This is a genomic window from Streptomyces sp. P9-2, from assembly GCF_051903975.1.
GTDB lineage: Bacteria > Actinomycetota > Actinomycetes > Streptomycetales > Streptomycetaceae > Streptomyces > Streptomyces cellulosae.
In genome coordinates this window covers 2945488-2959017 of sequence record NZ_CP192633.1, presented here as the reverse complement: position 1 = coordinate 2959017, position 13530 = coordinate 2945488, and the positions used below count along the sequence as shown (strand labels likewise).

The 13530-nt window shown below is 72.0% G+C and carries 13 protein-coding genes; 4 read left to right on the top strand and 9 right to left on the bottom strand.

The features are described from left to right. Positions 1 to 46 precede the first annotated feature (46 nt). The 3 genes from ACQY0Z_RS13575 (at position 47) to ACQY0Z_RS13565 (ending at position 3100) form a co-directional block, all read left to right on the top strand. Positions 47 to 1477, top strand: a complete 1431-nt coding sequence (locus ACQY0Z_RS13575) for a hypothetical protein (protein WP_439812321.1) — start codon at positions 47 to 49, stop codon at positions 1475 to 1477. Positions 1478 to 1513: 36 nt separating this feature from the next. Next, positions 1514 to 1738 carry an FmdB family zinc ribbon protein gene (locus tag ACQY0Z_RS13570; RefSeq protein WP_254587682.1) on the top strand — a complete coding sequence of 75 codons (225 nt, stop codon included), beginning with the start codon at positions 1514 to 1516 and terminating at the stop codon, positions 1736 to 1738. A gap of 531 nt (positions 1739 to 2269) precedes the next feature. Further along, positions 2270 to 3100, top strand: coding sequence for a DedA family protein (locus tag ACQY0Z_RS13565; protein ID WP_439812320.1), 831 nt, complete (start codon positions 2270 to 2272; stop codon positions 3098 to 3100). 46 nt (positions 3101 to 3146) lie between these two features. On the opposite strand, the gene ACQY0Z_RS13560 is transcribed toward ACQY0Z_RS13565, so the two are convergent. The 3 genes from ACQY0Z_RS13560 to ACQY0Z_RS13550 all read right to left on the bottom strand — a co-directional run bounded on the left by ACQY0Z_RS13560 (position 3147) and on the right by ACQY0Z_RS13550 (position 7758). Continuing rightward, positions 3147 to 3956 (bottom strand): HAD family hydrolase, encoded by an 810-nt coding sequence (locus tag ACQY0Z_RS13560; protein ID WP_439812319.1) that lies wholly within the window; start codon positions 3954 to 3956, stop codon positions 3147 to 3149. Next, positions 3956 to 6499 carry a phosphoribosyltransferase gene (locus ACQY0Z_RS13555; protein WP_254587685.1) on the bottom strand — a complete coding sequence of 848 codons (2544 nt, stop codon included), beginning with the start codon at positions 6497 to 6499 and terminating at the stop codon, positions 3956 to 3958. Before ACQY0Z_RS13555 ends, ACQY0Z_RS13560 begins: the two co-directional genes overlap by 1 nt. Positions 6500 to 6591: 92 nt before the next feature. Beyond that, positions 6592 to 7758 carry an HpcH/HpaI aldolase/citrate lyase family protein gene (locus tag ACQY0Z_RS13550; RefSeq protein WP_189901565.1) on the bottom strand — a complete coding sequence of 389 codons (1167 nt, stop codon included), beginning with the start codon at positions 7756 to 7758 and terminating at the stop codon, positions 6592 to 6594. A gap of 174 nt (positions 7759 to 7932) precedes the next feature. Here ACQY0Z_RS13550 and ACQY0Z_RS13545 point away from each other — a divergent pair, with 174 nt between their 5' ends. Continuing rightward, entirely contained in the window at positions 7933 to 8892 is a 960-nt protein-coding gene (locus tag ACQY0Z_RS13545) for a TerD family protein (RefSeq protein WP_439812318.1), read from the top strand. Between the two features lie 87 nt (positions 8893 to 8979). Here the strand turns inward: ACQY0Z_RS13545 and ACQY0Z_RS13540 are convergent, their stop codons facing one another. From ACQY0Z_RS13540 to ACQY0Z_RS13515, 6 genes are all read right to left on the bottom strand, one after another. Further along, positions 8980 to 9717: a TerD family protein gene (locus ACQY0Z_RS13540; protein WP_189901569.1), complete on the bottom strand. Its 738-nt coding sequence runs from the start codon at positions 9715 to 9717 to the stop codon at positions 8980 to 8982. 135 nt (positions 9718 to 9852) lie between these two features. After that, positions 9853 to 10992 carry a DUF475 domain-containing protein gene (locus ACQY0Z_RS13535; protein WP_189901571.1) on the bottom strand — a complete coding sequence of 380 codons (1140 nt, stop codon included), beginning with the start codon at positions 10990 to 10992 and terminating at the stop codon, positions 9853 to 9855. Between the two features lie 48 nt (positions 10993 to 11040). Continuing rightward, positions 11041 to 11616 (bottom strand): TerD family protein, encoded by a 576-nt coding sequence (locus ACQY0Z_RS13530; protein WP_254587688.1) that lies wholly within the window; start codon positions 11614 to 11616, stop codon positions 11041 to 11043. 151 nt (positions 11617 to 11767) lie between these two features. Further along, a complete protein-coding gene (locus ACQY0Z_RS13525; protein ID WP_019522513.1) occupies positions 11768 to 12343 on the bottom strand; it encodes a calcium homeostasis/redox stress adaptation protein in 576 nt (191 codons plus the stop codon). Between the two features lie 113 nt (positions 12344 to 12456). Beyond that, positions 12457 to 12915, bottom strand: a complete 459-nt coding sequence (locus ACQY0Z_RS13520; RefSeq protein ID WP_189901575.1) for a peroxiredoxin — start codon at positions 12913 to 12915, stop codon at positions 12457 to 12459. A 118-nt stretch (positions 12916 to 13033) separates the two neighbouring features. Then, on the bottom strand, positions 13034 to 13471 hold the full coding sequence (locus ACQY0Z_RS13515; RefSeq protein WP_189901577.1) for a DUF3052 domain-containing protein: 438 nt from the start codon (positions 13469 to 13471) through the stop codon (positions 13034 to 13036). Positions 13472 to 13530 lie beyond the last annotated feature (59 nt).

The following is a 13530-nucleotide window of genomic DNA, read 5'->3' as shown; positions in this document are numbered from 1 at the left end:
GGGAGAATGACAACGGGCAGGGCGAACGACAGTACGGGAGAGGGATGTGACGGCGACACCAGCACAGCCGTACTCGCCGTCGGAGCCGCGCGTGCCTCGCCTGCGCCGCACCCTGTTCCCCGCACCGGCGGGCCGCCGCGCCCGCCGTGCTTCCGGACCCCTGCGTGACGCGCTCGCCCTGGCTGCCCTGCCGCTGGTCGCGGCGCTGGTGCTGCCCGCCGCGTTCGCCGGGGGCGGCACCCGCCGGTGGTTCGGCGGGCGTGCCGAGAACCAGCGGGCCGAGGCGCAGGCCGCCAAGGACGCCGCGGCCGCCGCCTTCTACGAACTCGACACCGCCCAGCGTGACCTGCGGATCTCCATCGAGACGATCACCGCAGTCGACGACTCCCCCGCGGCCCGCCGCGCCGTGGAGGACTTCGCGGAGCTGGGCCGGCGCATCGACGAGGCCAGCCACCGCTACATCAGCGCCGTCGACGCCCACGATCTCGACCGTGACGACCTGGACGCCTCGACGGCCTCCCGGGCCCGCGCCGACCTGACCGCCGCCAAGGACGAACTGGGCCGGGTCAAACAGGACCTGGACCGGTTCGCCGACGGCCTCGGCCCGCTGCTCGGCAAGGCCGAGACCCAGCTGGCCCGGCTCGCGCCCGCCGTCGAACGCGCCCGGCAGGCGCTGCTCGCCGCTTCCGAGGCCCTCGACTCCGCCCGCGGTTCCGGGCTGAAGGCCGACGACCTCGCCGCCCGGCTGGCCGCCCTCTCCCCCGAGCTGACCAAGCTCAACCAGGGCGCCGGACAGCACGGCGTGCCCGCCACGCTGGACCGGGCCTCCCGCGTCACCCGCGAGGCCGAGGCGATCCGCGTGGAGGCCGAGCGGCTGCCGGAACGGGCCGCCGAGATCGACCACCGGCTGGTCTCCCTGCGCACCCGCGCCCAGGCCCTCACCACCCGCTCCGGGCAGGTCGAACCCATCCTGAGCGAACTGCGCCGGCGCTTCACCGTCGCCTGCTGGCAGGACCTCCAGGGCGTGCCCGAGCTGGCCGAGCGCAACGTCCGGCAGGCGGAGGACCGCCTCGCCGAGGCCCGGGCGGCCCGCGACGACCAGCGCTGGGCCGACGCCACCGCCCTGCTCTCCACCGCGCGGGCCCTGCTGAACACCACCGACGAGGCCGTCTCCGCCGCCGGCGACCGGCTGCGCCGGCTGAACGCCGTGCAGAAGGACCCCGAGCAGGAGATCGAACGCACCCGGTTCGCCATCCGGGACGCCCAGCGGCTCGCCATGGCCGGCCGCAACACCCCCGACCCGCGCCACGCCCGCCCCCTCGACGACGCCGTGGCCCGGCTGGAACGCGCGATCGCCGGACTGGAGGGCCGCCACCCCGACTACTGGCACTTCCTCACCGAGACCGAGGCGGTCCGGGACACCGTGAGCCGCGTGGTCGCCCAGATCCGCGAGGAGCGCGGCGCCGGCGCCAACTGACCCGCCCCCTCCCGCCGGTCCGGTTAACCTGTGCCCATGCCTCGCTACGAATACCGCTGCCGCACCTGCGGCGACACGTTCGAACTGAGCCGTCCGATGGCGGAGTCCTCCGCCCCCGCGGCCTGCCCGGCGGGTCACGACGACACGGTCAAGCTCCTCTCCACGGTCGCGGTCGGCGGCACCGCCTCCGCGGCTGCCCCGGCGCCCCGCGCGGGCGGCGGCGGAGGCGGCGGTTGCTGCGGCGGGGGCTGCTGCGGCTGACCCCGCGCCGCCCGGCCCGGCGGGTCAGCCGCCGAGGTAGCGGAGCACCGCCGGCACCCTGCCCGAGTAGCCCTCCCCTCCGCCCGCCGGCTCGAGCTTGTCGAAGATCGCGTCGGTGTGTTTCTCCACCGCGCTCTGCGAGAGGCGCAGCCGGCGGAGGGACGGCCGCGTGGGTGTGCCCCTGCGCCATGCGGCTCGCCATCTTCCGCGCGCACGCGAGGACCGGGCGGAGCACGGCCCTGCGGGGGCGGGGCCAGGCCACGACGAGCAGGGGCAGCAGGCCGGCCAGGACCGTCCCGGCCAGCTCGACGACGGCCGCGGCGGCCCCCCGGATGAGACCGACCGCGCACCGCACCACACGCCGCGCCATGACTCGCATGATCGCGAGACCAGCCGGGCCGGTCGGGGGCACACCCTGCGGAAAACCGCGATTCCCCCTGCGGAGAGACACAACGGCTCCCGCGGACAACCGCACCGATCACGCGGCTTTCCTCAGCGGCCCTTCAGCTCCCATTTCCTAGCGTGGACGACATGACAGCCATCGCAGCGCAGACGATCACGGCGGCGTCGGGTGCGGACGCCGGACCCCAGTGGGTCAACGACCTCATGGACGGCCTCGGCGCGCCCGGGGCCGGTGTCGCCATCGCGCTGGAGAACCTCTTTCCGCCCATACCGAGCGAGGTGATCCTGCCGCTGGCGGGCTTCGCCGCGAGCAACGGGCGGATGGGTCTGATCGCCGTGCTGCTGTGGACCACCGCCGGCTCGGTGATCGGCGCGCTCGCCCTGTACGGGGTGGGGGCGCTGCTGGGCCGGGAGCGGACGCTGGCCCTGGCGGGACGCCTGCCGCTGGTGAAGGTGGCGGACGTGGAGAAGACGGAGGCGTGGTTTTTGCGGCACGGGACGAAGGCGGTGTTCTTCGGCCGGATGATTCCGCTGTTCCGCAGCTTCGTGTCCGTACCGGCCGGGGTGGAGCGGATGCCGCTGCCGCAGTTCCTGGGGCTGACCACGCTGGGCAGCGCGATATGGAACACGGCGTTCGTGCTCGCCGGCTACGCGCTCGGGGACAACTGGACGCAGGTGACGTCCATCGTGTCGGCCTACTCGAAGGTGGTGCTGGCGGCGGCCGCCCTGGCTCTCCTGGCCTTCGTCGTCATACGCCTGTTCCGGTCGGGCGGTGGGAGCCGTCGGGCCGGAAGGGGGTCGGCGGACAGCGGCTCGCGTGACGCGGAGTCGGACGCCCGTGCCGAGGCCTACGCCCGTGCCGGTGCCGGTGAGACCGGGACGACCGGCGCCCCGGCCGGGCAGGCCGGCCCGGCTCGGTACTCGGCCACCGAGACCATGGGCCTGCGCCGCCGCGACTGATCCCGCCGCCGGTCCCCTGCGGGGACCGGCCTCAGCGGATCGGCGGTCAGCGGGAGCGGACGGTGCGGAGGAACTCGCGGAGGATGCGTTCGCCCGCCAGGACGCCCCGTTCGGGCAGGGTCCGCACCCCGGGGGCCGTCCAGGCGTCCTCGGCGAGTTCGCCGTGGCCGGGGCGCCAGCCGAGGTCTGCGGCGAGGAGCAGGTCCGCGTCGAGGAGGGAGTCGCCGGCGGCGAGGGTCAGGTCGGCGCCGGAGCGCCGGGCGACCTCCCGCATGGCCGCGCTCTTGGTGAGCGGCTTGGGGACGGCGTAGATCTTGCGTCCCTGGAGGGACACCGTCCAGCCGCGGTTCTCCGCCCACTCCCCGAGTTCCTTCACCCACTCCTCGCGCAGCAGTTCGCGCTCCACGACGAGGTACGCGAAGAGGTCCTCGGCGGTGCGGTGCTTGCGGACCCACACGGGGTCGGCGGTGCGCAGCAGGTGGTCCTGGATCTCGGCCAGAGGGGCGCACTCGTCGGCAAGACGGGCCTGGACCTGCGCGTGCCAGTCCCGGTCGGAGACGCCGTCGACGAGGAGATGGCCGCCGTTGGCGCAGATCGCGTAGGTGGGAGGAGGACCGGGGAGGTTGATGCGCTGGTACTGCTTGCGGGTGCGGGTGGTGGTGGGCACGAAGAGAGCCTCGTCGCCCAGCTCGGTGAGGAGCTGGGCCGCGTTCTCCGTCAGGTAGGACAGGGGTCGGCTCTCGTGGACCTCCACGCACAGCAGCCTGGGCGCCCGCGCGTCGGGCATGGTCAGGGCGAGCGCGGCGGCCGAGTAGATGAGGGTGCGGTCGAGGTCGCTGGCGACGATGACGGGCATCAGCGGGTCACCGCCGTGCCGTCGGCTCCGGTGGCGCCCCGGGTGTAGCGGGGGTGGATCAGGCCGACGCAGGTGTAGGGCAGGTCGGCGACCTCCTCCACGGGGACGCCCCGCTGCTCGGCGAGGAGCCGGACGTGGTCGAGGTCGCTTCCGGCCCCGGCGCGGGCGAGCACCTTCCAGGGCACGCGGCGCAGCAGCACGCGGGTGGTCTCGCCGACGCCGGGCTTGACGAGGTTCACGTCGTGGATGCCGTACTCCTCGCTGATGCGTTCCACGGCGGCCCAGCCCTCCCAGGTGGGCGTGCGGTCGGCGGCGAGGAGCTCCTTGGCCTCGGCGCAGGCGGCCTCGGTGACCTCCTCGAAGCGGGCGGAGACGGCGTCCAGGAAGGCCACGGACAGGTCGGCGTCGGCGAGTTCGCGGTAGTACTTCGCGCCGTGGTAGTCGTCGGGGCCGACCAGGTCGGCGCGGAGGACGGTGCGTGAGATCAGGCCGGAGACCGTGGAGTTGAGGCAGGCGGAGGGGATCAGGTAGTCCTCGCGGGTGCCGTAGGTGCGGACGCAGGAGCCGGGGTCGGCGAGGACGGCGATCTCCGGGTCGAAGCCGGAGACGCCGTAGGTCTTCTCGAACTTCTCGACGGCCTGGGCGAGTTCGCGGGTGATGGCGCCCTTGCCGGTCCAGCCGTCGACGAACACCACGTCGCGCGGGTCGTGGTGGGCGGCCAGCCGGCGCAGGGCGTTGGCGTCGATGCCGCGGCCGCGGACGATGGAGACGGCGTAGTGCGGCAGGTCGAGGCCGTGGCGGTGCTGGGCCCAGCGGCGCATCAGGATGCCGACCGGGGTGCCGGCGCGGGCCAGCGACACCAGAACCGGGCGGGGCGACCGCTCGGCGAGGACGGTCTCGGTGACCACGCCGACGGCGTGCGCCAGGCGGGCGGACGAGGCGTCCAGGGCGTTGTGGAAGAGCTGCTGGTACTGCTCGCTGGGCTGGTACTCCACGGGCAGCGACTCGGCGTAGTGGGCGCCGCCGCTCTGGATGGCCTCCTCGCGCTCCTCGGTCGGCGCCTCCAGCGTCACGTCCGAGAGGTCCTGGAGCAGCCAGCCGACCTCCTCGGGCGCGTACGAGGAGAAGGCGGGGCCGCGGAGGGGCTCGGGCAGCATGGTGGCGGGCCTTTCGGGGGCGTCCTGGGCGGCGCCGGCGGGTACGGCCGGCACGTACGACGGTACGACGGCCAGGAGGACGTGCGGGGTGTGTTCGGCGAGCCGGGCGAGCAGGCCGTCGGGGGCGTGCAGCGCGGGGGTGTCGGCGACGGAGTCGACGACGGCGACCACGGCGTCGAAGCCGGCGCCGGCGACGTTGTAGGCGTAGCGCTCGCCGGGGCCGTCGGCGGGGTCGTCGTGGGCGGGGAAGACGAGGCGGGTGCGGATGGCGTAGCCGGGGTCGTCGACCGCGAGGACGGGTGAGCGGGTGGTGGTGCTGTAGCGCACGTCGGCGGAGGTGGTGCGCTCCAGCTCCGTCGCGAGGCGCAGGGGGGCGTACATCAGTTCCTCGAAGCCGAGGATCAGGACGCGGTGTGCGTTGTCGGGGAGGGCGGTGGCTATTCGGGCCGCCATGGCGGGGAGGACGGCTTCCAGCCGGGTGCGGTGGGTCGGTGTGAAGCCGTGGCGGCCGCCGTCGGGGAGGCCGCCGGGCCAGCGCAGGTCCACCCGGGTGATGCGGTTCGACGGCGGCTGCGGGTCGGTGGGGGCTTGTCGCGCGGTTCCCCGTGCCCTTGAGGGCGCGGTACCCGAGGCGCCCTCAAGGGGCGCGGGGAACCGCGCGCCCGGCCCCGGCTGCGCCTTGGCCGACTCATGTTCCGCCACCAGCGCCTGCCCCTTCTCCAGGACGCCGTCAGGCAGCCGCACCGTGCCCGACGCGGCCGTCACCAGGTCGATCCGGGCCCCGATCTCCCGGGCGAACCCCTCGAGCCGCCCGGCGTCGGCCGCCGACCGCATGTCGACCAGGGCGACGACGACGTACCGCTCCCGCGGGTACCGCGCGTGAAGATCGCGCACGGTGTTCAGCACCGTGTTCCCCGTGGAGAACTCGTCGTCGACCAGCACCAGCGGCCCGTCCCCGGCGAGCAGGGACGGGTCCTCCGGCAGCAGCAGGTGGGAGGTGGCGTGCGAGTGGGACTCCTCGAAGCCGCCGGCGGTGGCGACGCCGGCGACCGGCCGGCGCGTGGAGTGCAGATAGGGCGCGGCGCCCAGGCCGTCGGCGACGGAGTGGCCGAGACCGGTGGCGGTCTCGGCGTACCCGAGCACGACGGCGCGGGCGGCCGCCGCGTCGCCCAGCAGCTCCCGGACGCGGCGGCCGAGCTCGACGCCGTGCCCGTACACCACGGAGGGCGCCTGGGGCACGTGCTTGCCGAGGACGTTCGACACGAGCAGGTGGGCCCGCTTGGGGTTGCGCCGCAGCGCCAGCCCCAGCATCCCGCGCAGCCGTTCGTCGCCGGCCAGCTCGACGCCGAGCCGCTCGGCGACCCAGGTGCCGGACCAGGTGTTCACTCTTGTTCTCTCCCTCTCGGTGACTCCACCGAACGCCTCGAACGCCTCACCCGCTCCTCCGGATGCCTCACTCGCTTCGCCGAAGGCCCCGCTCACTCGGCCAGGCCGGCCGCGAGCAGTTCGACGAAGCCGATGTCCTCGTTGGCGACGCCGAAGACCTCCGCGCGCAGCAGGGTCCGCTCCGCCCAGGCGCGGTGCGGCTTCACCTCGTTCATCTTGTTCGTGTACGCGGACCGCAGTACACCCCCGCCGTCGCGTTCCGGCCGGAGGATGTCCTGGGCGTCGCTGAACTCCTCGTGGCTGACGACGGACAGCGCGTGGACGGGCAGGACGTGGGAGGGGTGGATGCAGGTCTTGCCGAGGAGGCCGTTGGCGCGGTCCAGGGAGATCTCGCGGAGCAGGCCGTCCATGGCGTGCTCGATGAGCTTCTGGCGCAGCGCCGTGGCCTCCACCTCCAGGAAGGGGCTCTGCCGCAGCTGCGGCTTGAACATGCGCTCCTGGACGCGGAAGTACTCCCAGACGGGCCCGGTCACGGTGAAGCCGGTGCCGTCGGCGCGGCCGAGCATGTTCACCACGTCGGAGATCACGGAGGCGACGACCTGGATGTCGTACGCGGTCATGTCGGGGCCGCGGCGCAGCCCGTAGGAGGAGCAGAAGTCGGTGACGCCCAGGCGCAGGGCGAGCACGCGGTCGCGGTACTTGTCGACGGCGCGGAAGATGCCCTCGAGGGTCTCGACGCGGCTCTCGCGGTAGAGCAGCTCGGGCGACTCCAGCACCGGCATGGCGAAGAGCCGGCGGCCGGAGGCGGACTCGGCGGCGGTGAGGGCCTCCAGGAACGGCAGGCCGCGCTCGGCGGTGAACTTGGGCAGCACGAATCCGGACAGCACCGCGACGGCGGGGCCCAGGCGGCGGACCAGGTCGCCGATCTGCTCCGGTTCGCGGACCCGGACGAACAGCAGCGGCAGGTCCGCGCCGGGTCGTCCGGCGAGGTCGGTGAGCTGGCGGACCAGGTTCTCCTCGCCGGCGACGACCTCGGCGTCGCTGATGGAGTCCTCCAGGCACAGCACCATGGAGACGACGCCGCGGGCGCCCTGCTTGAGGACGTCGTCGGCGAGCCGGGGCCGGGTGGCGGGGCTGTAGAGCGTGGCGCCCAGCGCCGCCGACAGCACCCGGGCCGGGGAGCCGGCGGTGAACTCGCACGGCTCCCGGTAGAAAAGACGTTCCCGCACCTCAGGGGCGACGTGCCCGAAATGACGCATTGAACTCCCCCGTGGCTGTAGTGGACTCTGTGGAGTGCCGAAAGGTGGCCGGTAATAGTACGTAGAAGTCCGTGTCGGCGGTTCCCACCGGGCATGAACTTCAGGTAACCCCGTGATGGCGGAGCCAACCCCCCGCATTGTCGTGACCAGGACCGAGAAGGCAGGATGACGGGCATGACGCACGCGATGCTGAAGGGGTCGAACGTTCCTCTCGAGGCCACCACGGTACGCGCCGTGCTGCGCTGGTCGCCCGGGCAGGGGGTGCCGGACGTGGACGCCTCCGCGCTGCTCCTCGGTCTCGACGGCCGTGTGCGCTCCGACGAGGACTTCGTCTTCTACAACCAGCCCCGGCACCCGTCCGGGAAGGTGTGGCGGCTCGGCAAGAAGCGCGTCGCCGAGGCCCTGACCGACACGATCCAGACAGATCTCACCGGTGTCGAGTCCGGTGTCGGCCGGATTCTGCTCGTCGCGTCGGCCGACGGGGTGACCTTCGACCGCGTACAGGCGCTGCGCATCCTGCTCTACGACGCGCAGAACCCGGACGGCGAGGCGCTGGCGTACTTCGACGTGAAGCCGGAGACGGGCCAGGAGACCGCGCTGATCTGCGGCGAGCTGTACCGGCGCGGGGAGGGCTGGAAGTTCCGCGCGCTCGGCGAGGGCTACTCGAACGGCCTGAAGGGCCTGGCGACCGACTTCGGCATCTCGGTGGACGAGTCGGAGGCCGCCGAGGAGCCGGACGCCTCCGCCGCCCCGGGCACGCCCGAGCCGCCCGCGCAGACGCCCGAGCCGGTCTCGCCCGAGGCGGTGACCCAGGCGCACGCCCCGGCGCCGCCCGCGGCCCCGGAGGTGTCCCGCCCGCTGCCGCCCGAGCAGCCGCCCTCCGGGGTGCCCACGCAGCCCGCGTACGGCTACCCGCCGCAGCAGCCCACCGCCGCCCCGCCCGCGGCCGCGCAGCCCGCCTACGGCTACCCGCACCCGACGAGCGCGCCGGCGTACGGCTATCCGGCGCCCGCGCCCGCCACGGCGGCGGCCCAGGCGGCGCAGGACCGGTACGGCTTCCCGCCGCCGGCCACGGGCGCGCCCGACCCGGACTTCCGGCTGCCGCCGCAGGGGCCGCAGTTCATCGGACGCTGAACAGGACGGCCCTGGACAGGACGGCCCTGGACAGGACGCCCCCGACAGGACGACGCAGCACACGACAGCACCCGGGCCGGCCGCTGCTCAGCGGTCGGCCTTGGTCTTGAAGCCCCGGCCCCACTGCAGCCCCCAGCCGTACAGCCGGTCCAGCTCGGCCTGGAAGCCGTAGACGAACCGCACCTCGCGCCGCACGACGATCTCGTTCTTCACGTTCTCGATCAGCACCACCGCGCAGGACCGGGCCTGCGGCTGGCGTTCGTCGAGGGAGATCTCGATGCGCGGGCCGTTGCTCGGGTAGAGCGTGACGACGGCCTTGGTGCGGTCGAAGGCGGGGGTCTGGTCGTAGATGTAGGCGAAGACCAGCAGGCGTTTGATGTTCTCCCGCTGGTCGAGGTTGACGTAGATCGTCTCGCCGGAGGCGGAGCCGAACCGGTCGTCGCCGCTGAGCTTCACGTACGGCGGGCCGTTGACGTCGCCGAGGTAGCCGCCGAGGGGCTGCACCACGCCCTTGGTGCCGTCCTGCAGCTCGTACAGGCAGCCCAGGTCGAGGTCGACGTTGACCATGGACTGGCTGTGCCCGACGACCTCCGGCGGCTTGAGCGCCTTGAACGGGTGGCGCAGCAGCGACTCCCGCTGCGGGCCGCCCAGGTCGGAGGTGCGCATCCGCCAGCTCAGGTTGATCCGCAGATGGCCGGTGGCCGCGCCCTGCTTGGTCAGCGACACCTGGCCGTGCCGCTTGGTCAGCTCGATGGCATTGGTGGCCGCGTTGCCGGAGTCGAAGTCGTTGTTCCGGCCGCGCCACAGTCCGTCCAGTAAACCCATTCCCGCCCCAAGTCCACTCGTCGAACCCCCGCCGGTGGCCGCGGGGCGCCGGTGCGCCGCACGGCCGACGGGGCGGCCTGCGAGGACTGCTCCTCGTGGCCGCCCCGTCGAGAGCGTTCCTCACCCGGAGGGCTGTCACACCCCGGACGAGACCTCGGTCTTCTCGCCCGCCTGTGCCTCGGCCTCCGCGATGCGCTTGTTGCGGCGCACGGAGGACCAGAAGGAGGCGCCGATCAGGACGACGCCGATGAGACCGGTGATGATCTCGTTGATCTCGTACTGGATGGTGACGAGCAGGATCATCGCCAGGGCGCCGATCGCGTAGTGCGCGCCGTGCTCCAGGTACACGTAGTCGTCCAGGGTGCCCTGGCGGACCAGGTAGACCGTGAGCGACCGGACGTACATGGCGCCGATGCCGAGGCCGAGCGCCATGAGGACGATGTCGTTGGTGATGGCGAAGGCGCCGATGACGCCGTCGAAGGAGAAGGACGCGTCCAGGACCTCGAGGTAGAGGAACATGAAGAACGCGGCCTTGCCGGCCAGGGCGATCGCCGACTTGGGCTTGCCCTCGCGTGCGGCCTTCTCCTCCTCCTCGTGTTCGTGCTCCTCCTCCTCTTCGAGCTTGTCCTCGAAGTAGCCGGAGAGTCCGCCCACGATCATGTAGGTGATCAGACCGGCGATGCCGGCCAGCAGGACGGTCTCCGCCTTGTCCACGTGCGTCCCGCCGTGCTGGTGGGCGTGGGTGGCGAAGGTCATGGCGGAGATCAGCAGGACGATCAGCGCGATGCAGACCGACAGCATGTCGACCTTGCCGAGCTTGGCCAGCGGCCGCTCGAGCCAGGCCAGCCACTTGATCTCCCGGTCCTCGAAGATGAAGTCGAGGAAGATCATGAGCAGGAACATGCCGCCGAAGGCCGCGATGGCCGGGTGGGCGTCGGTGACGAGCTCCTGGTAACGGTCCTTGTCGCTGAGCGCGAGGTCGACCGCCTCGATCGGACCGAGCTGTGCGCTGATCGCGACGATGACGACGGGGAAGACCAGCCGCATGCCGAAGACGGCGATCAGGATGCCGATGGTGAGGAAGATCTTCTGCCAGAAGGCATTCATCTTCTTCAGGATTCCGGCGTTGACCACCGCGTTGTCGAAGGACAGCGAAATCTCGAGGATCGAGAGGATCGCCACGATTCCGAAGGCGGTCCACCCCCCGAAGAGGAATGCTGCGACCAGGCCGAGCGCGGTCACCGCGAACGACCAGCCGAAGGTTTTCAGAACCACTGGCTACCCCATGTGTGTGTACGGGTCTCCCCCGCCGCCGTGGCGGCTTTACGAAACGTTGACCCCGAAGTCTAGAGCGATGCCCCGCAGGCCCGACGCGTACCCCTGCCCTACTGCACGGAACTTCCACTCACCCTGGTAGCGGTAGAGCTCGCCGAAGATCATCGCCGTCTCCGTGGAGGCGTCCTCGCTGAGGTCGTAGCGGGCGAGTTCCTGGCCGTCCGCCTGGTTCACCACGCGGATGAAGGCGTTGCTGACCTGCCCGAAGGTCTGGCCGCGCTCGTCGGCCATGTGGATGGACACCGGGAACACGATCTTGTCGCACTGCTGCGGAACCTTGGACAGGTCCACCAGCAGGGACTCGTCGTCACCCTCGCCCTCACCGGTGAGGTTGTCACCGGTGTGCTCCACGGAGCCGTCGGGGCTCTTGAGCTGGTTGTAGAAGACGAACCACTCGTCCCCCATGACCCGGCCGCCGCTGCACATCAGCGCACTGGCGTCGAGGTCGAAGTCGGCGCCCGTGGTGGAGCGCGCGTCCCAGCCGAGCCCGACCATCACCTGCGTGAGGTTGGGTGCGGCCTTGGACAGGGAGACGTTCCCCCCTTTGGCGAGCGTGACGCCCATGATGCTGGTCCCCCTCCGGGTGGTGTTTCCAGGTGGTCCTGCACTCCCCCGCGAGGGGGCGTCCCCGGGCGCCGCACGCGGCGGGCGCGCGGCGCCCGGGCGGTGGCCGTACGGGACGGCCGCTCGGGTCTGTACCCGGGACGTGCCCGGCTCAGACGTTCACGCCGAAGTCCTGCGCGATGCCGCGCAGGCCGGAGGCGTAGCCCTGGCCGATGGCGCGGAACTTCCACTCCGCGCCGTGACGGTAGAGCTCGCCGAAGACCATGGCGGTCTCGGTCGAGGCGTCCTCCGACAGGTCGTAACGGGCGATCTCGGCGCCGCCGGCCTGGTTGACGACGCGGATGAACGCGTTGCGCACCTGGCCGAAGGACTGCTGGCGGTTCTCGGCGTCGTAGATGGAGACCGGGAAGACGATCTTCTCCACGTCGGCCGGGACGGCGGCCAGGTTGACCTTGATCTGCTCGTCGTCGCCCTCGCCCTCACCGGTGAGGTTGTCACCGGTGTGCTCGACGGAGCCGTCGGGGCTCTTGAGGTTGTTGAAGAAGACGAAGTGCTGGTCGCTGGCGACCTTGCCCGAGCTGTTCAGCAGGAGGGCGCTGGCATCCAGGTCGAAGTCGGTGCCGGTCGTGGTGCGGACGTCCCACCCCAGTCCGACGATGACCGCGGTCAGGCCCGGCGCCTCCTTGCTCAGCGATACGTTGCCGCCCTTGCTGAGGCTGACTCCCACGAGTCCTCCCTTGGTGTCCCGGGGGCGGGATGCCCCGTTGTGCATGGATGTCGGATCAACGAGTCGATCCTAGTGACGGGTTCCCCGGACCCGCAGGCCCTGGGGACGGACGTTCACAGGGTGTCGAGCGCCGCGAGGTACTCGCCGGGGTCACGGGCGTCCGCCATCCCGCTGCTCACGGTGGCGCGCACGACGCCCTGCCGGTCGATGACGAAGGTGCCCCGCACGGCGCAGCCCTTGTCCTCGTCGAAGACGCCGTAGGCGCGCGAGACGTTGCCGTGCGGCCAGAAGTCGCTGAGCAGCGGGAAGGGAAGATCCTCCTGCTCGCCGAAGACGCGCAGGGTGTGGATGGAGTCGTTGGAGACGGCGAGCACCTCGGCGTCGCGCTCGGCGAACTGCTCCAGCCGGTCGCGGATCTCGCTCAGCTCGCCGGTGCAGACACCGGTGAAGGCGAACGGGTAGAAGAGCAGCACGACGTTCTTCTGCCCGCGGAAGTCGGACAGACGCACGGGCGCGCCGTGGTTGTCCTTGAGTTCGAAGTCGGGGGCCTGCGCTCCGACCGGGATCGTCATGCTCGTCCTCGTCGCTCCGGGGTGGTGCCGTACGGCCACCCTACGCAGGCAGGACGAGGGTCCCGCGAACGGGCCGACGCGTGCGACACGGGTCGCCGCCGGCCCGTCCGGGGGTGTGTCACCGCTTCGACTTGGCGGCCTTCGGGGTCGCCAGCCGGCTGCCGCTCCAGTCCTTGCCCACGCTGACGCTCTTGGACGCCGTCAGGCCGGCCGTGGTGGCGGCCTCCGAGATCTCGCTCGGCTCGACGTATCCGTCCCGGCCGGTCTTCGGCGTGAGCAGCAGGATCGCGCCGCCCTCTTCGATGTACGTGGTGGCATCCACCAGCGCATCCGTCAGGTCGCCGTCGTCGTCACGGAACCACAGCACAACGGCGTCGGCCACGTCGTCGTAGTCCTCGTCGACAAGTTCGCTCTCGATGACGCCCTCGATGGCCTCGCGGAGCTCCTGGTCGACGTCGTCGTCGTAGCCGATCTCCTGGACCACCTGCCCGGGCTGGAACCCCAGCCTGGCGGCAGGGTTCGTCCGCTCCTCCGCGTGGTCCGCGGTCGCGCTCACGGGTTGCCTCCTGATCATGTCTTGGGAAATATCTCAGCCACGCGCGTGCGCGAAGCATT